Source organism: Micromonospora sp. WMMD961, from assembly GCF_029626145.1.
GTDB lineage: Bacteria > Actinomycetota > Actinomycetes > Mycobacteriales > Micromonosporaceae > Micromonospora.
In genome coordinates this window covers 460,868-483,004 of sequence record NZ_JARUBJ010000002.1, presented here as the reverse complement: position 1 = coordinate 483,004, position 22,137 = coordinate 460,868, and the positions used below count along the sequence as shown (strand labels likewise).

Here is a 22,137-nt window from a genome sequence, read left to right as displayed (position 1 = left end):
GCCTCAGCGCTCGTCAGGCGACGATTCGGTGGGCCCATCGGGCGACTCCGACCCGATCGGTTCGACAGCGCCGGTCTCCGGGGAGGGCCCCGAAGAAGCGACGGGCTCGGAGACCACCTCGGCGGGGTCCACCGGTGCGGGCGCCGTGTCCGAGGAGATCGGCAGCGGTACGGCCTCGACCGCACCCGCCACACCGGCGGCCGGCGCGGGCACCTCGACGGCGGCCGAGCCCCCGAAGAGGCGCGGCAACGTCTCGGTGTGCGCGGCACGCAGCTCGTCCAGGCCGATCCGGAACTGGCCGTGCACCTCCAGCGCGCCGCCGGACGGGTCGGTGACACCGATCAGCTCGAACGGCACGCCCCGCTCGGCGCAGAGCGCCGCGAACGCCTTGTCGTGGCCGCGCGGCACCGAGACCAGCGCCCGAGTGGCGGACTCACTGAACAGGTACACGAACGGCATCGAGCCCTCGGTGAACTGCTCCGGCACCGCGACCCGGGCACCGACGCCGCGCCGCAGGCAGGACTCGACGAGGCTCTGGGCGAGACCGCCGTCGGAGAGGTCGTGCGCCGACGCCAGGTGACCCACCCGGGCGGCCTCGGCCAGCAGGTCGGCCAGCGCCTTCTCCCGGGCGAGGTCGACCTGCGGCGGAATGCCGCCGAGGTGCTCGTGCGTCACCCAGGCCCACTCGGAGCCGGACAGCTCCACGTTCGTCTCGCCGAGCAGGTACAGCTGGTCGTGGTCGCCACCAGGGCGCGGCACGAAGCCCATCGGCACCCGGTCGGCGACGTTGTCCAGCACGCCCAACACACCGACCACCGGGGTCGGGTGGATGGCCGCCGCGCCGGTCTGGTTGTAGAAGCTGACGTTGCCGCCGGTCACCGGGATGCCCAGCTCCAGGCAGCCGTCCGCCAGGCCACGGACAGCCTCGGCGAACTGCCACATCACACCCGGGTCCTCGGGGGAGCCGAAGTTGAGGCAGTCGGTCACGGCGATCGGCTTCGCGCCGGTCACCGCCACGTTCCGGTACGCCTCGGCCAGCGCCAGCTTGGTGCCGTTGTACGGGTCCAGTCGGGCGTACCGGCCGTTGCCGTCCACCGACAGCGCCACGCCGAGACCGGTGCGCTCGTCGATCCGGATCACGCCGCCGTCCTCCGGCTGGGCGAGCACGGTGTTGCCCAGCACGTAGCGGTCGTACTGCTCGGTGACCCAGCTCTTGTCGGCCAGGTTCGGCGACGCGATCATGCGCAGCACGGTCTCCCGCAGCGCCTCCGGGTCGGACGGCCGGGGCAGGGTCTCGGCCCGGTCGGCCTGGAGCAGGATCAGGTCGGCCGGCTCACGCATCGGCCGGGCGTAGACCGGGCCGTCGTCCACCAGCGAGCCCGGCGGCACGTCGACGACCAGGTGGTCCTGCCAGGTGATCAGCAGTCGACCGGGGTTGCCGTCCGGCTCGGGTGCGGTGACCTCACCGATCGCGGTGGCGAGGACGCCCCACTTCTCGCAGGTCTTGAGCACCGCGTCGAGCTTGTCCGGCTCGACGACCAGCAGCATCCGCTCCTGCGACTCGCTGGCCAGGATCTCGTGCGGGTCCATCGAGGGTTCGCGCAGCGGAACCCGCTCCAGCCAGACCCGCATGCCGGTGCTGGCCGCGGCGGCGGTCTCGGTGAGCGCGCAGGTCAGACCGGCGCCGCCGAGGTCCTGGATGCCGACGACGAGTTGGCCGTCGTACAGCTCGAGGCACGCCTCGATCAGTAGCTTCTCGGTGAACGGGTCGCCGACCTGCACGGCGGGCCGGCGGGCCTCGCTGCCCTCGTCGAAGGTGGCGCTGGCCAGCACCGAGACGCCGCCGATGCCGTCACGGCCGGTCTTGGCGCCCATCAGCACGACAACGTTGCCCGGGCCTGCGGCGGCCTTGTTCTGCAGCCGGCTGACCGGCAGCACGCCCAGGCAGAGCGCGTTGAGCAGCGGGTTGCCCTGGTAGGAGGGATCGAAGACCAGCTCGCCACCGATGTTGGGCAGGCCCAGGCAGTTGCCGTAGCCGCCGACGCCGGCTACCACGCCGGTGAGCACCCGGGCGGTGTCCGGGTGGTCCGCAGCACCGAAGCGCAGCGGGTCCATCACCGCGACCGGGCGGGCACCCATGGCGAGGATGTCCCGGACGATGCCACCGACGCCGGTCGCCGCGCCCTGGTACGGCTCGACGAAGCTCGGGTGGTTGTGCGACTCGACCTTGAAGGTCACCGCCAGCTCGTCGGAGATCTGCACGACACCGGCGTTCTCGCCGATGCCGGCGAGCATCCGGTCGCTGGGCGGGGCCTTCTCACCGAACTGGCGCAGGTGCACCTTGCTCGACTTGTAGGAGCAGTGCTCGCTCCACATGATCGAATACATGGCCAGCTCGGACTGCGTGGGCCGGCGGCCGAGGATCTGCCGGATCCGGTCGTACTCGTCGTCGCGCAGCCCCAGCTCGGTGTACGGCTGGAGCTCGCCCGGGGTGCCACCGGCGCGCGGCACGGTGTCCACGCCCTCGGCCCAGACGGCGGCGGCCGGCTGGGCGGGAGCGGCCGTCGGGGCGACGGGCTGCGCCGCGCTCGGCTCGGCCGGCTGCGCCGGGGCGGAGTACGCCTCCGGGGTGTCCCGTACCGGGTCCGGATGGGTGGTCATGACCTCTCCTCGCTGCGCTCGTGCCCGCCAGACCGGCGGTTGAGCAGACCGATGATCGTGACGCCGGTCACCGCGGCGCTCCTCGCACTCACGCGGGCGCCCCGACCAGGTGCTTGAGGACTGACGTGAAGAAGCCGAGGCCGTCCAGCGAAGGGCCGGTCAGCGCCTCCACCGCGTGCTCGGGGTGCGGCATGATGCCGACCACGTTGCCGGCGGCGTTGGCGATCGCGGCGATGTCCCGCAGAGACCCGTTCGGGTTGCCGCCGACGTAGCGGGCGACCACCCGACCCTCGGCTTCGAGCTGGTCCAGGGTCGCGGTGTCCGCGACGTAGCAGCCCTCGCCGTTCTTGACCGGGACGAGCACCTCCTGGCCGGGCTGGAACGCGTTGGTCCACGCGGTGCTGACCGACTCGACGCGCAGGACCTGGTCCCGGTTGCGGAAGTGCAGGTGCTGGTTGCGGGTGAGCGCGCCGGGCAGCAGGTGCGCCTCGCACAGGATCTGGAAGCCGTTGCAGATGCCGAGCACGGGCAGACCACCCTGGGCGGCGTCCACGATCGTCTCCATCACCGGGGCGAACCGGGCGATGGCACCGCACCGCAGGTAGTCACCGTAGGAGAAGCCGCCGGGCAGCACGACAGCGTCCACCCCGTGCAGGTCCGCGTCGCCGTGCCAGAGCCGGACCGGCTCGGCACCGGCGATCCGGACGGCCCGGGCCGCGTCCCCGTCGTCGAGCGAGCCAGGGAAGGTGACCACACCGACCCGGGCGGTCACGAGCGGGCGTCCGCGGTCTCGTCGGCCTCGACCAGGCGGACGGTGAAGTCCTCGATGACCGGGTTGGCGAGCAACTTGTCGGCAATCTCCCGAGCGCGGTCCAGGTCCGGTTCACCGGTGAACTCGATCTCGATCCGCCTGCCGATCCGGACCGAGGCGACGTCACCGACGCCGAGCCGGGGCAGCGCGTTTGCGACGGCCTGGCCCTGCGGATCGAGGATCTCGGGCTTGAGCATGACGTCGACGACGACGCGAGGCACTGGGCACTCCTGACTGTGTACGCAGTTGGGTGCCGACCCACATGGGGCGAGCGCAGCCAGCGTACCTGGCAGATACGGCCGCGGACGCACCGGCCGGGTGCAGTTCAAGCAGTGATCGACATTGCCGGCGCTCAGGGCGGCCCGAGAGGCGGGGCAGGTGGCCTCAGCAGGGCATATACGGCGCAACGGGAGGCCAAATCGTTACATTGAGTAACCTCGATCAGATCCTTGATAACGACCGGCTCGGGCCCTACTCTACATCGACGTAAGTCGATTGAGGCGTTGGCGGGGACCTCCCGCCGTCGCCCGTCCGCACCCGGCGATCCCGGGTCCTGCCCGTCCAAGGAGTCCACCCGATGCGCATCCGCCCCCTGCTCGCCGTCGTCAGCATCGCGTTGGTCGGCGCCCTCGGCGCCGCGTCCGGCGCGTCCGCCGCCCCGCCCAGCCCCTTAATCATCGGCGGCGGCACCGTCTCGTCCGCGCCCTGGGCCGCCGCGGTGTTCAGCAACGGTTCGTTCACCTGCTCGGGCAGCGTGATCTCCTCGCAGTGGGTGCTCACCGCCCGGCACTGCATCAGCGGCACCATGTCCGTCCGGATCGGCAGCGTGAACCGCACCTCCGGCGGGGTCACCCGCACAGTCAGCGCCACCTACACCCGCTACGACCTGGCGCTCATGCGGCTCTCCAGCAGCGTCAGCACCTCCACGGTGAGCCTGGCCAGCAGCAACCCGCCGATCAACTCGACGAACTCGATCTACGGGTGGGGCATGACCTGCTACAGCGGCTGCTCGGCGTCGACCCAACTGAAGACCGCCACCGTACGGGTGACCAGCAACAGCGTCACCGACGCGTACGGCGGGCAGGCGATCCGCAGCACCGAGATCAGCGGCAACGCCTGGCGGGGCGACTCGGGCGGCCCGCAGTTCTACAACGGTCAGCAGGTCGGCGTCGCCTCCACGGCCGACGGCTACAGCATCCAGAACTACGGCAGTGTCGCGTACAACCGGGCCTGGATCACCTCGGTGGCCGGTGTCTGACGGTTACCACCGGAGCGTCGCGGATGGTCGGCCCCGTGCCGGCCGTCCGCGCCGCGCTGTTTTGCAGCATCCGATCAGGTGAACAATGCGCCCGATCGGGTCGGGCCCCTCCTGACAGCATCGGAAACGTGCTGGTCGTGACGACGGAGCAACTGCCCGGCTACGAGATCCGCCAGATTCTCGGTGAGGTGGTGTCATCGATGGCCAGGACGCGCAACCCGTACCGCGAGGGCGTGAAGAACCTGCGCGGTGGCGCGTACGACCCGATGGCACCGGACAACCTGACCCGGTGGCGCACCGACTCGGTGTCCCGGCTCGGCGAGGAGGCCCTGCGCCTCGGCGCGAACGCCGTGATCGGGATGCGGTTCGACAGCCGGGACTGCGGTGAGATGTGGATGGAGATCTGCGCGTACGGAACGGCAGTGATCGCCGTACCCGTCATGCCCGAGGTCATGCCGGCCGACCAGCCGGCGATCGCCGCGGACACCGCCACCGACCCGGCCTTCGCCGAGTCCCTCGGCGGCATCGCCGAACCGGCCAGCGCCCCCAACCTGAGAACGGCCGCGGAAACCCCAACCGGCGAGTAGAGCCCCCCGCCGGCCCCGCCGGCGCGCGCCCTCTCGCGCTGATCATGAAGTTATCGCTACAACACGCCGGTGCGCAGGGCAATAACTTCATGATCAACGCGGAGGGACGGGGTGGGGGTTAGAGGATGGGGGGCGGGCTGTAGGTGGCGGCGTCGGGGTGGGTTTCCACCACCTTGGTGATCCGCTTGGTTACCGCTGCCACCTGGGCCTGGGCGGCGCCGACGAAGGCGCTGCGGTCGGCGACCAGGGTGTCGATGTCGGCGCGGGACAGGCCGAGCCGCCCGTCCGCCGCCAACCTGTCGAACAGGTCGTTCTCCGGGGAGCCCTTCTCGCGCATCGCCAGGGCCACGGCGACCGCGTGCTCCTTGATCACCTCGTGGGCGACCTCCCGGCCCACGCCGCGCCGGACCGCCGCCACCAGGATCTTGGTGGTGGCCAGGAACGGCAGGAAGCGCTCCAACTCCCGGTTGATCACCGCGGGGTACGCGCCGAACTCGTCGAGCACGGTGAGGAACGTCTGGAACAGCCCGTCGGCGGCGAAGAACGCGTCCGGCAGGGCGACCCGACGGACCACCGAGCAGGACACGTCCCCCTCGTTCCACTGGTCGCCGGCCAGCTCGCCGACCATCGACAGGTAACCCCGGATGATCACCGCGAAGCCGTTCACCCGCTCCGACGAACGCGTGTTCATCTTGTGCGGCATCGCGCTGGACCCCACCTGGCCCGGCTTGAAGCCCTCGGTCGCCAACTCCTGGCCGACCATCAGTCGGATCGTGGTGGCCAGCGACGACGGCGCCGCGGCGGTCTGCGCCAACGCGGCCAGCACGTCGAAGTCGAGCGAGCGCGGGTAGACCTGCCCGACGCTGTCCAGAACCCGGGAGAAGCCCAGGTGCTCGGCGACCCGCCGCTCCAGCTCGGCCACCTTGTCGGCGTCCCCGTCGAAGAGGTCCAACTGGTCGGCGGCCGTGCCGACCGGGCCCTTGATCCCCCGCAGCGGGTACCGCGCGATCAACTCCTCCAGCCGCTCGTACGCGATCAGCAGCTCCTCGGCCGCCGACGCGAAGCGCTTGCCCAGCGTGGTGGCCTGCGCCGCCACGTTGTGCGAACGGCCCGTCATGACCAGCTCGGAGTGCTCGTACGCCAGGAAGGCGAGGCGGGCCAGGGTGGCCACCACGCGATCCCGGATCAGCTCCAGCGAGGCACGCACCTGGAGCTGCTCGACGTTCTCGGTCAGATCCCGCGACGTCATGCCCTTGTGCACGTGCTCGTGCCCGGCGAGTGCGCTGAACTCCTCGATCCGGGCCTTCACGTCGTGCCGGGTGACCCGTTCCCGCTCCGCGATCGAGGCGAGGTCGACCTGGTCGAGCACCCGCTCGTACGCCTCGACCACGCCGTCCGGCACCGCGACGCCGAGGTCACGCTGGGCGCGGAGCACGGCGAGCCAGAGCCGACGCTCCATCCGGACCTTCTCCTCCGGAGACCAGAGGGCGACCAGTTCGGGCGAGGCGTACCGGTTGGCGAGCACGTTGGGGATCGTCGTCACGTACCTCATTGTCCCGCACGTGCCGCCCGGCACCCGGACCGGGCCGGCCCGGTGTGCCGGTCAGCGCTCCAGGATCGCCGTCACGCCCTGACCGCCGGCCGCGCAGATCGAGATCAACCCGCGTCCGCTGCCCTTCTCGGCCAGCAGCTTGGCCAGGGTCGCCACGATCCGCCCGCCGGTGGCGGCGAACGGGTGCCCGGCGGCCAGCGACGAGCCGTTCACGTTGAGCCGGTCGGTGTCGATCGTGCCGAGCGGCGCGTCCAGGCCGAGCCGGTCCTTGCAGAACTCCGGCGACTCCCAGGCGGCGAGGGTGGCCAGCACCTGCGAGGCGAATGCCTCGTGGATCTCGTAGTAGTCGAAGTCCTGCAACGTCAGCCCGGCCCGGGCCAGCATCCGGGGCACCGCGTACGCGGGTGCCATCAGCAGCCCCTCGTCGCCGTGCACGAAGTCCACCGCCGCCGTCTCCGACCAGCTGAACCAGGCCAGCACCGGCAGGTTGTGCGCGGTGGCCCACTCCTCGCTGGCCAGCAGCACGGTGGATGCTCCGTCGGTGAGCGGTGACGAGTTGCCGGCGGTCATGGTCGCCTGCTCGGCGTCCGGGCCACGGGTGCCGAAGACCGGCTTGAGCGAGCCGAGCTTCTCCACGCTGGTGTCCGGGCGCAGGTTCTGGTCGCGGGTCAACCCCAGGTAGGGCGTCATGAGGTCGTCGAAGAAGCCCCGGTCGTACGCGGCGGCGAGCCGCTGGTGCGAGCGCAACGCCAGCTCGTCCTGGGATCGCCGGTCGATCTGCCAGCGCAGCGCGGTGCGGGCGGCGTGGTCACCCATGGACAGGCCGGTACGGGGTTCGGCGTTGCGCGGGATGTCGGGCTTGAACGGCTGGAGCGGGCGCAGCCGGGCGGCGATCTTCAACCGCTCGCCGAGGGTACGGGCGGAGTTGAGCTTGAGCAGCGTGCGCCGCATCTCCTCGTTGACCGCGAGCGGCGCGTCGGAGGTGGTGTCGACGCCGCCGGCGATGCCCACGTCGAGCTGACCGAGGGCGATCTTGTTGGCGACGAGGATCGCCGCCTCCAGACCGGTGCCGCAGGCCTGCTGGATGTCGTACGCCGGGGTGTGCGGGTCCAGCCGGGAGCCGAGGACCACCTCGCGGGTGAGGTTGAAGTCGCGGGAGTGCTTGAGCACCGCCCCGGTCACTACCTCGCCGACGCGCTGCCCGGCCAGCCCGTACCGGGCGATCAGGCCGTCCAGCGCGGCACCGAGCAGGTCGGCGTTGGACGCGTCCGCGTAGCGGGAGTTGGACCGGGCGAAGGGGATGCGGTTGCCCCCGATGACCGCGACCCTCCGGATGCTCTGCACGATCCGCCTCCTCGCAAAGTGTTGCTCCAACCCTACTCGCCAGTAGGCTACGCCCATGACCGACAGGTACGCGAGCTTCGTCCAATCGGCCGCCGGCCGCGCGCTGGTCAAGCGCCTCGGACTGCCCGACCCGCCTCGACTGCGCCGGCACCACCCCGGCGACCCGCTGCTGCCCGGGCCGGTACTGCTCGGCGCGGCCACCGGCGGCCGGCTCGCCGAGCCGGTCGGCAGCATCCTGACCACCGCCGGGGTCGAGCTGGCCGACAGCGCCGCCGGCGCCGGACCGCAGGACCGCTTCGGAGCCCTGGTGTACGACGCCAGCGGCATCACCGACTCCACCCAGCTCCGCCAGCTCTACGACTTCTTCCACCCGCACGCCCGGGCCGTGCTGCCCAGTGGCCGGGTGATCGTGCTGGGCACCCCGCCACAGGAGTGCCCGACGCCCCGCGAGGCGACCGCCCAGCGCGCCCTGGAGGGGCTGGTCCGCAGCATCGGCAAGGAGTTCGGTCGGGGCACCACCGCCCAACTCGTCTACGTGACCAGGGCCGAGGACGGCGTGCGCACCAGCCTCGAGTCGACGCTCCGCTTCCTGCTCTCCGGGCGGTCCGCGTACGTCTCGGGTCAGGTGATCCGGGTCGGTGCGGGCGAGGCGAGCGTCCCGGCCGACTGGGAGCGCCCACTGGACGGGCAGGTGGTGCTGGTCACCGGTGCCGCCCGGGGGATCGGCGCGGCGCTGGCGAAGGTGCTCGCCCGCGACGGCGCACAGGTCGTCGCCCTGGACATCCCCGCCGCCGGGGACGCGCTCGCGGCGGTGGCCAACGACATCGGCGGCACCGCCGTCCAGCTCGACCTGACCGCACCGGACGCGCCGACCCGGCTCGCCGACCACCTGGCCAGTCGGCACGGTCGGGTCGACGTGGTGGTGCACAACGCCGGCATCACCCGGGACAAGACGCTCGGCCGGATGGACGCCGACCGGTGGGACCAGGTCCTCGACGTCAACCTGTCCAGCCAGGAGCGGATCAACGACGTGCTGCTGGAACGCGGGCTGATCCCGACCGGCGGGCGGATCGTGGCGGTCTCCTCGATCGCCGGGATCGCCGGCAACCGGGGTCAGACCAACTACGCCACCAGCAAGGCCGGAGTGATCGGGCTGGTCGACGCGCTCGCCCCGACCCTGCGGGAGCGGGGCATCAGCGTCAACGCGGTGGCGCCCGGCTTCATCGAGACCCGGCTGACCGCACGCATCCCGCTGGTGGTCCGCGAGGCGGGCCGCCGGATGAACAGCCTGGCCCAGGGCGGGTTGCCGGTGGACGTGGCCGAGACGATCGGTTGGCTGGCCTGGCCGGCCAGCGGCGCGGTCAGCGGCAACGTGGTCCGGGTCTGCGGCCAGAGCCTGCTGGGGGCGTGATGCGGGGCAAGAGGGAGCCGGACGACGACCTTTCCCTGCACGAGCTGATCGACGGCCCGACCGAGGCGCTGACGGCGGAGACCCTGGCCGCGGCTCTCGATCCGGCGGCGGGCGGCCGCACCCGGATCGATCTGCCCCGGATGCCGGCGGTCGGGGCGCTGAACCGGCGGGCGTTGCTCGGCGCGCTACCGGGCCTCGGCGGCGGACGGCGCGGGGCCGGCCTACCGGCGGTCGAGCTGGCCGTCAGCGGGGTGACGGTCGACCGGGCCCGCCTGGCCGACTACGACCGGGTCTGCGGGTTCCGGCTCAGCGACCGACTGCCGGGGACTTTCCCGCACGTCCTGGGCTTTCCCCTGACCCTGCGGCTGATGACCCTGCCGGCGTTCCCGATCCCCCTCACCGGCTTGGTGCACGTCGGCAACCGGATCGCCGTGCAGCGCCCGATCACCGCCGACGAGGCCCTCGACTTCACGGCGTACGCGGAGAACCTGCGCCCGCACGACCGGGGGCGGCAGGTGGACGTGGTGCTGGTCGGCTCGGTTGGCGGCGAGAAGGTCTGGGAGGGTGTCTCGACGTACCTGGGTCGGGAACGCACGTCTGGCGGGGGCGACCGAAGTGGACGCCCGTCGGCGCCGCCCGGCACGGCCCGTTGGCGGGTGGAACCTCGCGTCGGCACGGAGTACGCGCGGGTGTCCGGGGATCACAACCCGATCCACACCTCCCGGCTCGGTGCGCGACTGTTCGGCTTCCAGCGACCGATCGCCCACGGCATGTGGAGCAAGGCGCGCTGCCTGGCCGCGGTGGAGAACCGCCTGCCGGACGCGTACACGGTCGAGGTCGCCTTCAAGCTGCCCGTGCCGCTGCCGAGCACTGTGAACTTCGCGCTGCTGCCGGACGGTGGGTTCGCCCTGCACGACTCGCGCGGCCGACCGCACCTGGCGGGTCTGGTCCGCTGACGGGCGCCCCCTTGGCAGGGGCGCACTCGTGCGCTATGTTGTTCTCACATGGAGACATTCTCACAGTGAGAGAGATGCGGTGAACGAGCAGGAGTTCCTGGACGCGTACGACCCCCGGGCCTACCCGGCGGTCGCGGTGACCGTCGACGTGGTCGCATTCACCATCCGCGACGACGCGCTGCACCTGCTGCTGATCCGGCGTGGTCAGGCACCCTTCGAAGGGCACTGGGCGCTGCCCGGCGGCTTCGTCCACCCCGACGAGGACCTGACCGCCGGCGCCCGACGGGAGCTGGCCGAGGAGACCGGGCTCGGCGGCGAGGCGCTGCGCCGCGTACACCTGGAGCAGTTGGGCAGCTACGGCGCTCCCGACCGCGACCCGCGCATGCGGATCGTCTCGGTCGCCCACCTCGCGTTCGCCCCCGACCTGCCGGACCCGGCCGCCGGCACCGACGCCGACGAGGCGATCTGGCTGCCGGTGACCGCGCTGAGCAGCCGGCAGCTGGCCTTCGACCACGGCCGGATCATCGAGGACGCGCTGGAACGGGCCCGGTCCAAGCTGGAGTACACGCCACTCGCCACCCGCTTCCTCCCGACCGAGTTCACCATCAGCGAGCTGCGCGCCGTCTACGAGACGGTGTGGGGTCACCCGCTGCACGCCGGCAACTTCCACCGCAAGGTGCTCTCCGTGCCGGGCTTCGTGGAGAGCACCGGTGCCAGCACCGAGCGCGGTGGCAGCCGGGGTGGCCCGCGCGCCCGGCTCTACCGGGCCGGCGACGCCCGCCTGCTGCACCCGGCACTGCTGCGCCCGGCCCGCGAGGAGACGGTGCGATGAGGACGGCGGAGGCCATCGACCTGGTCGCGGCGGCCCGCACCGATGCCGACCTGTTCGGCGCGGACCAACCGGCCCGGCGTTACCGCGAGCTGGTCGCGGCCCTGCACCCCGACCGCCTGCCCGCCGACCCGGGGGTACGCGCCGAAGCCACCGAGGCGTTCATCCACGTCACCACCCGGTGGCGGGCCCGGCAGGTCACCGTCCTCGGCGACTACCGGCTCGGCGAGCTGACCTACTCGGGTGACCTGGCCGACCTCTACGACGTCGGTGACGATCGGCTGCTCAAGCTCCCCCGGCAGCCCACCGACAACGACCTGGTGGCCCGCGAGGCACACGCCCTGCGCACCATCGCCGAGCGCGGCGACCCGCGCTACCTGCCGTACGTGCCCCGGCTCGTCGACGAGTTCCCGCACCGCGACGCCGCGACCGGCGCGGAACGTCGGATCAACGTGCTCGCCACCGCGCCCGGGCTGCACGACCTCGACGCGGTACGGCGCGCGTACCCGGACGGGTTGGACGCCCGGGACGTGGCCTGGATGTGGCGGCGGCTGCTGGTGGTGCTCGGCCTGGCCCACCGGTCCGGCGTGGTACACGGCGCGGTCCTGCCGCGACACGTGCTGATCGAGCCGGACGCCCACGGCGTGGTGCTGGTCGACTGGTGTTTCTCGGCCCCCGTCGGCAGCACGATCCCGGCGCTGGTGCCCGGCCACGAGGACTGGTACCCGGCAGAGGTCGTCCAGAAGCGGCAGTGCGGTCCGGGCACCGACATCTGGATGGCCACCCGCTGCATGACCTCGCTGCTGAACCGCCACGCGCCCCGCCAGCTGCTCGACTTCGCCCAGGGCTGCCGGCAGCGCCTCGTCTCCGACCGGCCCGACGACGCCTGGCGCCTGCTGCGCGAACTCGACCAGGTGCTGGACCGCCTCTACGGGCCCCGCACCTTCCGCCCCTTCACCCTCACCCCTTAAGGAGCTGTCATGGGCAGTGGAATCTGGTCCACCGACGTGTACGACGCCGCCGACCGCTACCGCCGGTCCACCGGCAGGAGCGCCTTCTCCTACAGCGACAGCGGGGCGCGCACCGTGCACCCCGCGCTCGACCCCCGCGACGCGAAGCGCGAGAGCCGCGACTCCGACGAGCACCCCCGGTCGACACCCGTCGCGGTGCTCTTCGACGTGACCGGCTCGATGCGCACTGTGCCGCGCGTCCTGCAGACCAAGCTGCCGCAACTGCTCGGACTGCTGCAACGGCAGGGCTACGCCACCGACCCGCAGATCATGTTCGGCGCGATCGGCGACGCCACCTGCGACCGGGTGCCGTTGCAGGTCGGCCAGTTCGAGTCGGACAACCGGATGGACGACGACCTCGGCCGGATCGTCCTCGAAGGCGGTGGCGGCGGGCAGATGAGCGAGTCGTACGAGCTGGCCATGTACTTCATGGCCCGGCACACCAGCACCGACAGCTGGGAGAAGCGCGGCCGGCGCGGCTACCTGTTCATCATCGGCGACGAGCTGGCGTACCAGCAGGTGAAGGCCCGGGAGGTGGCCCGCCTGATCGGCGACGACCTGGCCGAGGACGTGCCGCTGCGGCAGATCGTCGACGAGGTGACCCGCCGCTGGGACACCTACTACCTGCTCCCCGCCGGCAGCCACTACGCCGGCAACGCCACGGTGCTCGACTTCTGGCGGGACCTGCTCGGGCAGAACGCCGTCGTACTCGACGACCTCGACGCGGTCTGCGAGACCATCGCGCTCACCATCGGCCTCGGCGAGCAGGCCATCGACCTGGACGAGGGCCTTCGTCACCTGGACCGCAGCGGCTCCAGCGCCACCGGCACCGTGTCGAAGGCGCTGGCCCGCCTCGGCCGGGGGCGGCGGGCCGAGGTGTCGACGCTGCCGGCGTTCCGCGACACCGCTGGCGGGGTGACCCGGCTGTGAACCACGTGGCGGTGGTCGACCTCGGCTACGGCGACGCCGGCAAGGGCACGGTGGTGGACTGGCTCTGCGCCACCCGTCCCGTGCACACCGTGGTCCGCTTCAACGGGGGCGCGCAGGCGGCACACAACGTCGTGCTGCGCGACGGGCGGCACCACACGTTCGCGCAGTTCGGCGCCGGCACGTTCCACCCCGGTGTGCGTACGCACCTGTCGCGGCACGTGGTGGTGGACCCGCTGGCGCTGGCCGCCGAGGCCGACCATCTCGCCACGGTGGGGGTGGCCGACGCGCTCGACCGGCTGACCGTCGACTCCGAGGCGCTGCTCGCCACCCCGTACCACCGGGCCGCCAACCGGGCCCGGGAGATCGCCCGGGGAGCCGACCGGCACGGCTCCTGCGGGCTGGGGGTGGGCGAGGCCGTCGCGTACGGTCTCGCCCACCCGGACGACGCGCCCCGGGTCGCCGACTGCCGCAGCCCAGCGCTGCTGCGCCACCGGCTGACCGTCCTGCGGGACCGGTTGACCGCCGAACTCGGCCCGTTGGACGCGCCGCCGGTCGAGGACTGCCTGCCCGCGTACACCGGGTTCGCCGGGCGGGTCGCGATCGTCGACCGGAGCTGGCTCGCCGCTGCGCTGCGCTCCGGGACCTGCGTCTTCGAGGGCGCGCAGGGCGTACTGCTCGACGAGTGGCACGGCTTCCACCCGTACACCACGTGGAGCACCACCACGTTCGCCAACGCCGACAGCCTGCTCGCCGAGGCGGGCCTGCCCGGCGGCGCGACCCGGATCGGGGTGCTCCGGGTGGTGACCACCCGGCACGGGGCCGGCCCGCTGGTGACCGAGGACCCGGCGCTGCCCTTCGCCGACCCGCACAACCCGACGAACCCGTGGCAGGGCCGGTTCCGGTTCGGGCACTTCGACGCGGTCGCCCACCGGTACGCCCTCGCCGCGGCCGGCGGGGTCGACGGCCTGGCCCTCACCCACCTCGACCTGGCCGGCCCCGACCTGCGGATCTGCCGCCGCTACGACACCACCGACCGACTTACCCCGGGCCCGCCCGGCGACCTGGACCGGCAGGCCGCGCTCACCGCCCGCCTGCTGCGCTCCCGCCCGGTGTACGACGACCCGCCAGCCGACTGGGCCGAGGCGGTGGGCGCGGAGTTGACCACCCCGGTGGTGCTGACCTCGCACGGCCCCACCGCCGACGACAAGACCCCGTGCGGCCCGCTGCTCGCCCCACCAGCCCTGGTCCGCTCGGCCTGACTCCTACGGTCCTAACGTGGTGGCGCGTCGGCATCCGCCGGGTGCGGCTCGCCGGGCTGGTCGAGCACGCTCACCGGACGTTCGAAGAACGTCTCCAGCACGACCATGGCCTGGGTGCCAGTGACCCCGTCGATGCCGAAGATGCGGCGCAGCACCGCTTGCAGGTCTTCGGTGGTCGTGGTGCGGATCTTCACCAGCAGTGACGCCGCGCCGGCGATGATGTGCGCTTCCTGGATCTCGGGAATAGCCGCAAGCGCGTCGCCGGTGGGAGCGTCGCCCATCCAGGAGTCGGCGCTGATCATCACGAAGGCCGACACGCCACGGCCCACGAGAGGCGGATCGACGTCGACGGTGGTACGGCGGATCACGCCGCGTTCGCGCAGCTTGCGTACCCGGTCATGGGCCGACCCGGCGGACAGGCCCACCGCCTTGGCCAGCGTCACGTAGGGCTGGGTGGCGTCGCGCTGCAGGTGCGCAAGCAACGCACGGTCGATGTCATCTACCACCGAAGGCATCCTCCTGAATGAGATTTTGGCAAATGGCCTGTTGACCATACCAGGCACGGCACTTATATGCTCTTGCCAAATGACGCTTCAGCGCATGGAGGCATGGCGATGCCCGAGACTGTTCCCGCTGAATTCCGCCTGCTGGACGAGCGGTTCCGTGGCTGCGACGGCGACTTCGTGGTCGAACGACTGCACAGCGGCGCACGCAAGACTGAGGGGCCAGCGTATTTTCCGGCCGGCCGCTACCTGTTGTGGAGCGACATCCCGAACGATCGGCTGCTGCGTTGGGACGAGACCACCGGTGCCGTCGGCGTCTTCCGCCACAGCTCGGGCTACGCCAACGGCAACACGGTGGACCGCCAGGGCCGGCTTGTCACGTGCGAGCAGGGCAACCGGCGGGTCACCCGCACCGAGCACGACGGCGCGATCACCGTGCTCGCCGACCGCTTCCACGGCAAGCGGTTCAACAGCCCCAACGACGTGGTCGTCCGGGCCGACGGCACGATCTGGTTCACCGACCCGAGTTACGGCATCCACAGCGACTACGAGGGCAACAGGGGTGACAGCGAGTTCGGCGGCACCTGTTACGTGTTCCGCCTGGACCCTGCCACGGGCGACATACGCATCGTCGCGGACGACTTCTGCCGCCCCAACGGCCTGGCGTTCTCGGCCGACGAACAGCAGCTCTACATCGTGGACACCCGGCAGGATCCCAGTCACATCCGGGTCTTCGACGTCACGGCCGACGGCGAACTCGGCGGTGGGAAGATCTTCGCCGAGTGCGACTTCGGCCGCTTCGACGGCATCCGCCTCGACCACGCCGGGCGGGTGTGGGCGGCGGCCTGGGACGGTCTGCACTGCTTCGACCCCGACGGCACCCTCATCGGCAAGTTGCTGCTACCCGAGCCGGCGGCCAACCTAACGTTCGGCGGTCCGAAACGTAACCACCTGTTCGTCACCGCCGGAACCTCGGTGTACACGCTGCGAGTCACCTTCAACGGCGCCGATTACCCCCTGCCCAACAGCGAGAAGCGATGAGCGACGCGATGCTTTCCGAGACGCCCGCCCCGATCACTGCGACGGCGGCGGTCCAACAGTGCATCGCCCGCGAGCTGCGGGTGGACGCCGCATGCCGACTGACGAAAGGAGCTGAGACGGCGCTCGGGCCGACCAGTCGGCGCAATGTCGGCGAAGCGCCACCGACCGCCGCCGAGCCGCCGAGCATGGGGGAATGGAAGCCCTGCTCGACCTCCTCCGTGGGACGGTCACGTCACCGTGGGTCTACCTGGTGATCATCGGGCTCACCGCTGTCGACGCGTTCTTCCCCGCGGTGCCTGGCGAGGCGGCGGTGATCACGGCCGGGGTGCTGTCGGCGAGCGGCGGGCATCCCAGCCTGACCCTGGTGATCGTCAGCGCCGCCGTCGGCGCGCTGGTCGGCGACCACATCTCGTACGCCATCGGTCGGGGTGGCGGCGCGCACCGGCTGGCCCAGTTGCCCGACGGCAGTCGCCGACGGGCCAGCTCCGAGTGGGCTCGCCGCGCCCTGCACCGGCGCGGCGGAATCATCCTGACCACCAGCCGGTACGTGCCGGGCGGCCGGACCGCCGTCACCCTCACCATGGGCGCGGTGCGCTATCCCCGCCGGGCGTTCCTGCTGTACGACGGCGTCGGCGCGGTCACCTGGGCGCTGTACTGCGGGCTGCTCGGCTACTTCGGCGGGCTGGCGTTCGAACGTGACCCGGTGAAGGGCGTCCTGGTCGGCGTGGGGCTGTCGCTGATCGTCACGTTCGGCCTGGAGGGGATCCGGTGGCTGCGCCGCCGGGCACACCGTCGCGCCGCCGCGCGACGGTGACGCCGTACCCGTCACAGCAGGTCGGCGTCGTGCACCAGAATCGCCAACTGCACCCGGTTGCCCGCGTGCAGTTTCGCCAGCGCCCGGCTGACATGTGCCTTAACGGTGGCCTCGCTCATCGTCAGCCGCCGGGCGATCTCCGCGTTGCCGTGCCCGCGAGCCACCTCCCGCACGATCTCCAACTCCCGTGCGGTGAGCGGTGCCAGCCGCTGGCGAGCCGCATCCCGTCGGGCCGGACCACGGTCGGCGAACGAGCTGATCAGCCGCCGGGTCACCGCCGGGGCGAGCATCGCGTGCCCGGCCGCCACCGTCCGGACGGCGGCGGCCAACTCGCGGGGCGGGGTGTCCTTGAGCAGGAAGCCGACCACGCCGGCCCGCAGCGCCCGGTGCACGTACTCGTCGAGGTCGAAGGTGGTCAACATGATCACCTTCGGGCCGGCGGCGACCAGCTCCGGCGCGACGGTCAGGCCGTCGACGCCCGGCATCCGCACGTCGAGCAGCACCACGTCGGGGCGTAACCGGTGGGCCTGTTCCAGCGCGCCGGCGCCGTCCGCCGCCTCACCGACGACTGTGATGTGCTGCGCCGCTTCGAGGATCAGGCGCAGCCCGGCCCGGACCAACTGCTCGTCGTCGACCACCACCACCCGGATCACGCCGCGCCCGCCAGCGGGATCAGGGCCCGGACCAGGAAGCCGCCGTCCACCGGAGTCGCCTCCAACCGGCCGCCGAGCAACTCCACCCGCTCACGCAGCCCGAGCAGGCCCTGCCCGGCACCGGGCAGCGCCGACCCGCCCGCGGACGGGCCGTTGCGGACCACCACCTCCAGCCCGTCGGGCAGGTAGCGCAGGCAGACCGTCGTCTCGGCGTCGGCCGCGTGCTTGCGCACGTTGGTCAGCGCCTCACGAACCACCCGGTACGCGGTACGCCCCAGCGTCGCCGGTAGCACCGTCGGCGCACCCTCGTCCTGCCGGGACACCCGCAGCCCGGCGGCGCGGGACTCCCCGATCAACTCGTCCAACGTGTCGAGCCCTCGCTCCGGCGTCACGGCCGGGCCGGCCTGGCGCAGCACGCCCAGCACCTCGCGCAGGTCGGTGAGCGCCTGCCGGCCGGTCGTCCGGATCAGCGCGGCGGCCTCGACGGTCGCCGGGTCCGCGGCGGTCACCTCCAGCGCCCCGGCATGCACGACCATCAGCGAGACCCGGTGCGCCACCACGTCGTGCATCTCCCGGGCGATCCGGGTCCGCTCCTCGGCGCGGACCCGGTCGGCGCGGGCCTCCTGCTCGCGTTCCAGCCGCTCGGCCCGGTCCCGCAGCGCGGCGAGGGTGTCCTGGCGCGCCCGCACCCACAGGCCGAAGACCAACGGGAGCCCCACCAGACAGGCGGCGAGCAGCAGCACGTTGCCGGTGCTGGCGGTGGTGATCCGGCGTACGCCACCCACCGCCAGCCCGACCAGCACCCCACCGGTCAGCACCACTGCCGCACCGGCGAGGTAGCCGGCGAGTTGGCGACCGCGCAACCGCAGCCCGGCCTGGTACGAGGCCAGCACCCCGGCGGCCGCCGCGGCGAGCACCAACCAGCCGACCGCCGCGGCCAGGAACAACGGCCAGCGCCGGGTGCGAACCGTGCCGGCGGCCCACGCCGAGCCCAGCGCGATCAGCAGCACTACCGCGCCCGGCAGCGGCGAGCGGACACCGATGTCACCTGTCGCGCTGGCCCAGACGGCCGCGGCTACCAGGACGGCGAGCAGCAGCGGGGCGTACGGCTGGACGACCCGCCGGAGGGCGACGGCGCTGAAGGCCACCCAGCGAGCGTAGGGCTCAGCCGACGGATCGGGCCGCCCCGCGCCGCCGGACCGGGGCGCGGTGGGGGAAGACCCCTACCCGCCCTCGGGGACTGTCACTACCTAAGTAGTGGCGTCCACCTGACCACTGGCCGATGTAGGCCACCGCCGGGCGCACCAGCATCGGGATCATGGATCTGCTGGACCTGCTGCACGACACGATGTCCTCGCCCTGGGTGTACCTGGCGATCTTCGCCATCGCGGTGCTCGACGGCTTCTTCCCGGTGGTGCCGAGCGAGACGGCAGTGATCACGGCCGGGGTGTTCGCCGCCTCGGGAGCGCCGTACCTGCCGGCCGTGATCCTGGTGGCCGCCGCCGGGGCGCTGGTCGGTGACCACGTCTCGTACGCCATCGGGCGGGGTGGTGGGGGACGGCTGCTCGACCGGCTGCCGCCCGGCGGTCGACGGCGGGCCGCCATCGACCGGGCCCGTCGGGGCATCGCCACCCGGGGCGGTCTAATCCTCACCGTGGCCCGCTATGTTCCGGGCGGCCGGACCGCGGTCACCCTCACCATGGGTGCGGTGCACTATCCCCGGCGACGGTTCCTGGCCTTCGACACGCTCGCCGCCGGCTCGTGGGGGCTCTACTCGGCGCTGGTCGGCTACCTGGGTGGGCTGGCCTTCGAGCAGGACCCGCTGCGTGGTCTCCTGCTCGGTCTGGGCCTCGCCCTGACGGTGACGGTGGTCGTCGAGGTGGCCCGTTGGCTCCGCAACCGCCGCCGCGCGGCGCGGGCCGATCCGGGCACCGACAGTCTCTCGACCGGGGCCGTCAGCCGGCCGGCGGACGCCAGGTGACACCGTGCAGGAGCTGGGCGGCACCGAGCCAGGCCACGTTCATCATCCGGGTGGCGGTCTTCTCCGGGTCGGCCTCCGGATGGTCCGCGAGCCAGTCGGCCAGCGACTCGGTCGCGCCGACCAGGGCGTACGCGACGACCTCCAGGTCGGTGGGTGCGATCTCCCGGCCCTCGGCACGCAGCGCGTGGTCGAGCATCCCGGCGACCACCTCGACCAGTCGGGCGCGCATGGTGGCCAACTCACCGGCGAACGGCTGCTCGCCCCGGGCCTGCCGGTAGAGCACCGCCCAGCCGTCGCGGTGTGCGCCGACGAAGCCGAAGAAGGCCCTCAGCCCTCGCCAGAGCCGCTCGTCGGCGGGTAGGTCGGGAGCCGCGGCGCCGGCGATGGCCTGCATCATCCGGGTGCCCTCCCGGTGCAGGCAGGCGACGAAGAGCTCCTCCTTGGTGCCGAGGTACGCGTACACCATGGGCTTGGAGATGCCGGCGTCCTCCGCGATCTCGTCCATGCTGGCGGCGTGGAAGCCGCGTCGGGAGAAGACCTTCACGGCCGCGTCGAGCATCTGTTGCTCACGCACGGCGCGTGGCAGGCGCTTGAAGGCGGGAACGGTGGACACCTTGCGAGCATACCTACTCGTGCGTAGGGTTACGCGCCAGTAGCCAAAACTTCCGGAAGGCGCACCTGATGACTGACTTCGACCCGGCCACCTTCGCCAACGTCGGCCCCAAGGAGTTCGCCCAGCTGGTCAAGTCCACCCCGGATGACAAGATCGCCCAGGTGATGTCCGGTGACATGCGGGGCAAGATCCTCGGTGAGGTGTTCGGCCGGATGCCGTCGCTGTTCCGCGCGGACCGGGCCGGCTCCACCAACGCGGTCATCCACTGGATCATCACCGGTCGCCCCGACGGCGGCAGCGACACCTACGAGGTGGTCATCGCCGACGGCACGTGCGTCGTGAACGAGACCCCGCAGCACGACCCGAAGCTGAGCCTCACCATGGGCCCGGTCGAGTTCCTGAAGATCGTCTCCGGTGGCGCCAACCCGGTGATGATGTTCATGACCGGCAAGTTGAAGGCCAAGGGCGACCTCGGCCTCGCCGCCAACATCGCCAACCTGTTCGACATCCCCAAGGCCTGACATGGCTGAGTTCTCGCTCGACCTGAACGAGGAACAGCGGGATCTACGCGACTGGGTGCACGGCTTCGCCGCCGAGGTCGTGCGCCCGGCCGCCGCCGAGTGGGACGAGCGCGAGGACACCCCGTGGCCGGTGATCCAGGAAGCCGCCAAGGTCGGCCTCTACGGCTTCGAGTTCCTCGCCACCTGCTGGGCCGACCCGACCGGGCTCTCCCTGCCGATCGCCAGCGAGGAACTCTTCTGGGGTGACGCCGGCATCGGCCTCTCCCTCTTCGGCACCTCCCTCGCCGTGGCCGCCATCTACGGCGCCGGCACCCCGGACCAGATGGTCGAATGGGTGCCGCAGTGCTTCGGTGACGCCGACTCGCCAGCCGTCGCCGCCTTCTGCACCAGCGAACCGGAAGCCGGCTCCGACGTCGGCGCGATGCGCACCCGCGCGGTGTACGACGAGGCCACCGACGAGTGGGTGCTGACCGGCCAGAAGGCGTACGCCACCAACGGCGGAATCGCCGGCGTGCACGTGGTCACCGCCTCGGTCGAGCCCACGCTCGGCTCCCGGGGCCAGGCGGCGTTCGTCGTACCGCCCGGCACCCCCGGCCTGGCCGCCACCCGCAAGCTGCGCAAACTCGGCCTCCGCGCGTCACACACCGCCGACGTCTTCCTCGACGGGGTACGCGTGCCCGGCCGCTGCCTGCTCGGCGGGCGGGACGCCCTGCTGGAACGCCTCGACCGGGCCCGCTCCGGTCAACGGGCCAGCGGGCAGGCCGCCATGCGGACCTTCGAGCTGTCCCGACCCACGGTCGGCGCGCAGGCGCTCGGCGTGGCCCGGGCCGCCTACGAGTACGCCCTGGACTACGCGAAGTCGCGGGTCCAGTTCGGACGGCCCATCATCGAGAACCAGGCTGTCGCGTTCGCGCTGGCCGACATGCGGATGGAGATCGACGCGGCGCGGCTGCTGGTCTGGCGGGCCTCGTGGATGGGCCGCAACAACCGGCCGTTCACCGCGGGCGAGGGCTCGATGTCCAAGCTCAAGGCCGGCGAGGTGGCCGTGTCGGTCACCGAGAAGGCCGTGCAGCTGCTCGGCGGCGCCGGTTTCCTGCGCGACCACCCGGTCGAACGCTGGTACCGGGACGCCAAGATCTACACCATCTTCGAGGGCACCTCCGAGATCCAACGACTGGTCATCTCCCGGGCGATCTCCGGGATGCAGATCCGCTGAGTCGCCGGCCCGACCCACAAACGCGAGGGTCGGGCCGACCCGGCCGCAAACCCCACGATCCGTGCCGTCTTCATCACCCCACGCCGACGCCGACTGGGTCTTCAGCCGCGCCCAGTGCATGATCAAGGAAGAAGCCCTGATGGACGGGGAGCCGCGCCGCCCGTCCGAGCACCACCCTGAGGAGGTC

22 protein-coding genes are annotated in these 22,137 nt (G+C 72.0%); 13 read left to right on the top strand and 9 right to left on the bottom strand.

Annotated elements, in window-relative coordinates; genetic code table 11:
- Window positions 1-3: 3 nt before the first annotated feature.
- The 3 genes from purL to purS form a co-directional block, all read right to left on the bottom strand.
- Entirely contained in the window at window positions 4-2,661 is a 2,658-nt protein-coding gene (gene purL, locus O7614_RS02360) for a phosphoribosylformylglycinamidine synthase subunit PurL (protein WP_278136856.1), read from the bottom strand.
- An 88-nt stretch (window positions 2,662-2,749) separates the two neighbouring features.
- Window positions 2,750-3,433 (bottom strand): phosphoribosylformylglycinamidine synthase subunit PurQ, encoded by a 684-nt coding sequence (gene purQ / locus O7614_RS02355; protein ID WP_278136855.1) that lies wholly within the window; start codon window positions 3,431-3,433, stop codon window positions 2,750-2,752.
- Entirely contained in the window at window positions 3,430-3,693 is a 264-nt protein-coding gene (gene purS / locus O7614_RS02350; RefSeq protein ID WP_030491392.1) for a phosphoribosylformylglycinamidine synthase subunit PurS, read from the bottom strand. The genes purQ and purS overlap by 4 nt, the downstream gene beginning before the upstream one ends.
- Window positions 3,694-4,049: 356 nt before the next feature.
- On the opposite strand from purS, the gene O7614_RS02345 reads away from it, so the two are divergent.
- Window positions 4,050-4,730, top strand: a complete 681-nt coding sequence (locus O7614_RS02345; protein WP_278136854.1) for a DUF1986 domain-containing protein — start codon at window positions 4,050-4,052, stop codon at window positions 4,728-4,730.
- 23 nt (window positions 4,731-4,753) lie between these two features.
- On the top strand, window positions 4,754-5,317 hold the full coding sequence (locus O7614_RS02340; RefSeq protein ID WP_278136853.1) for a YbjQ family protein: 564 nt from the start codon (window positions 4,754-4,756) through the stop codon (window positions 5,315-5,317).
- 118 nt (window positions 5,318-5,435) lie between these two features.
- On the opposite strand, the gene purB is transcribed toward O7614_RS02340, so the two are convergent.
- Both purB and O7614_RS02330 read right to left on the bottom strand, forming a co-directional pair.
- A complete protein-coding gene (gene purB, locus O7614_RS02335; protein ID WP_278136852.1) occupies window positions 5,436-6,860 on the bottom strand; it encodes an adenylosuccinate lyase in 1,425 nt (474 codons plus the stop codon).
- 60 nt (window positions 6,861-6,920) lie between these two features.
- Window positions 6,921-8,213: an acetyl-CoA C-acetyltransferase gene (locus O7614_RS02330; protein WP_278136851.1), complete on the bottom strand. Its 1,293-nt coding sequence runs from the start codon at window positions 8,211-8,213 to the stop codon at window positions 6,921-6,923.
- Window positions 8,214-8,268: 55 nt separating this feature from the next.
- On the opposite strand from O7614_RS02330, the gene O7614_RS02325 reads away from it, so the two are divergent.
- The 6 genes from O7614_RS02325 (at window position 8,269) to O7614_RS02300 (ending at window position 14,608) form a co-directional block, all read left to right on the top strand.
- Window positions 8,269-9,624, top strand: coding sequence for a 3-oxoacyl-ACP reductase (locus O7614_RS02325; protein ID WP_278136850.1), 1,356 nt, complete (start codon window positions 8,269-8,271; stop codon window positions 9,622-9,624).
- 140 nt (window positions 9,625-9,764) lie between these two features.
- Window positions 9,765-10,580 (top strand): MaoC/PaaZ C-terminal domain-containing protein, encoded by an 816-nt coding sequence (locus tag O7614_RS02320; protein ID WP_278142119.1) that lies wholly within the window; start codon window positions 9,765-9,767, stop codon window positions 10,578-10,580.
- Between the two features lie 79 nt (window positions 10,581-10,659).
- A complete protein-coding gene (locus O7614_RS02315; RefSeq protein ID WP_278136849.1) occupies window positions 10,660-11,412 on the top strand; it encodes an NUDIX domain-containing protein in 753 nt (250 codons plus the stop codon).
- Complete coding sequence (locus O7614_RS02310; protein ID WP_278136848.1) at window positions 11,409-12,380, top strand: serine/threonine protein kinase; 972 nt, start codon at window positions 11,409-11,411, stop codon at window positions 12,378-12,380. Before O7614_RS02315 ends, O7614_RS02310 begins: the two co-directional genes overlap by 4 nt.
- A gap of 9 nt (window positions 12,381-12,389) precedes the next feature.
- Window positions 12,390-13,349, top strand: a complete 960-nt coding sequence (locus O7614_RS02305) for a hypothetical protein (RefSeq protein WP_278136847.1) — start codon at window positions 12,390-12,392, stop codon at window positions 13,347-13,349.
- Window positions 13,346-14,608 (top strand): adenylosuccinate synthetase, encoded by a 1,263-nt coding sequence (locus tag O7614_RS02300; protein WP_278136846.1) that lies wholly within the window; start codon window positions 13,346-13,348, stop codon window positions 14,606-14,608. Before O7614_RS02305 ends, O7614_RS02300 begins: the two co-directional genes overlap by 4 nt.
- An 11-nt stretch (window positions 14,609-14,619) precedes the next feature.
- Here O7614_RS02300 and O7614_RS02295 read toward each other — a convergent pair whose 3' ends face one another.
- Window positions 14,620-15,114, bottom strand: a complete 495-nt coding sequence (locus tag O7614_RS02295) for an Lrp/AsnC family transcriptional regulator (protein ID WP_278142118.1) — start codon at window positions 15,112-15,114, stop codon at window positions 14,620-14,622.
- A 108-nt stretch (window positions 15,115-15,222) separates the two neighbouring features.
- Here O7614_RS02295 and O7614_RS02290 point away from each other — a divergent pair, with 108 nt between their 5' ends.
- Together O7614_RS02290 and O7614_RS02285 are read left to right on the top strand one after the other, a co-directional pair.
- Window positions 15,223-16,152, top strand: coding sequence for an SMP-30/gluconolactonase/LRE family protein (locus O7614_RS02290; protein ID WP_278136845.1), 930 nt, complete (start codon window positions 15,223-15,225; stop codon window positions 16,150-16,152).
- Between the two features lie 193 nt (window positions 16,153-16,345).
- Entirely contained in the window at window positions 16,346-16,966 is a 621-nt protein-coding gene (locus O7614_RS02285) for a DedA family protein (protein WP_278136844.1), read from the top strand.
- A gap of 11 nt (window positions 16,967-16,977) precedes the next feature.
- On the opposite strand, the gene O7614_RS02280 is transcribed toward O7614_RS02285, so the two are convergent.
- Entirely contained in the window at window positions 16,978-17,619 is a 642-nt protein-coding gene (locus O7614_RS02280) for a response regulator transcription factor (protein ID WP_278136843.1), read from the bottom strand.
- A complete protein-coding gene (locus tag O7614_RS02275) occupies window positions 17,616-18,767 on the bottom strand; it encodes a histidine kinase (RefSeq protein WP_278136842.1) in 1,152 nt (383 codons plus the stop codon). Before O7614_RS02275 ends, O7614_RS02280 begins: the two co-directional genes overlap by 4 nt.
- Window positions 18,768-18,934: 167 nt before the next feature.
- Here O7614_RS02275 and O7614_RS02270 point away from each other — a divergent pair, with 167 nt between their 5' ends.
- Window positions 18,935-19,600: a VTT domain-containing protein gene (locus O7614_RS02270; protein WP_278142117.1), complete on the top strand. Its 666-nt coding sequence runs from the start codon at window positions 18,935-18,937 to the stop codon at window positions 19,598-19,600.
- On the opposite strand, the gene O7614_RS02265 is transcribed toward O7614_RS02270, so the two are convergent.
- Window positions 19,575-20,213 carry a TetR/AcrR family transcriptional regulator gene (locus O7614_RS02265; RefSeq protein WP_278136841.1) on the bottom strand — a complete coding sequence of 213 codons (639 nt, stop codon included), beginning with the start codon at window positions 20,211-20,213 and terminating at the stop codon, window positions 19,575-19,577. The genes O7614_RS02270 and O7614_RS02265 overlap by 26 nt on opposite strands.
- 68 nt (window positions 20,214-20,281) lie before the next feature.
- On the opposite strand from O7614_RS02265, the gene O7614_RS02260 reads away from it, so the two are divergent.
- Together O7614_RS02260 and O7614_RS02255 are read left to right on the top strand one after the other, a co-directional pair.
- The gene (locus tag O7614_RS02260) at window positions 20,282-20,734 is read left to right on the top strand and encodes an SCP2 sterol-binding domain-containing protein (RefSeq protein ID WP_278136840.1); all 453 of its coding nucleotides are present in this window, start codon (window positions 20,282-20,284) and stop codon (window positions 20,732-20,734) included.
- Window position 20,735: 1 nt separating this feature from the next.
- Entirely contained in the window at window positions 20,736-21,950 is a 1,215-nt protein-coding gene (locus tag O7614_RS02255) for an acyl-CoA dehydrogenase family protein (RefSeq protein WP_278136839.1), read from the top strand.
- Window positions 21,951-22,137: the final 187 nt, after the last annotated feature.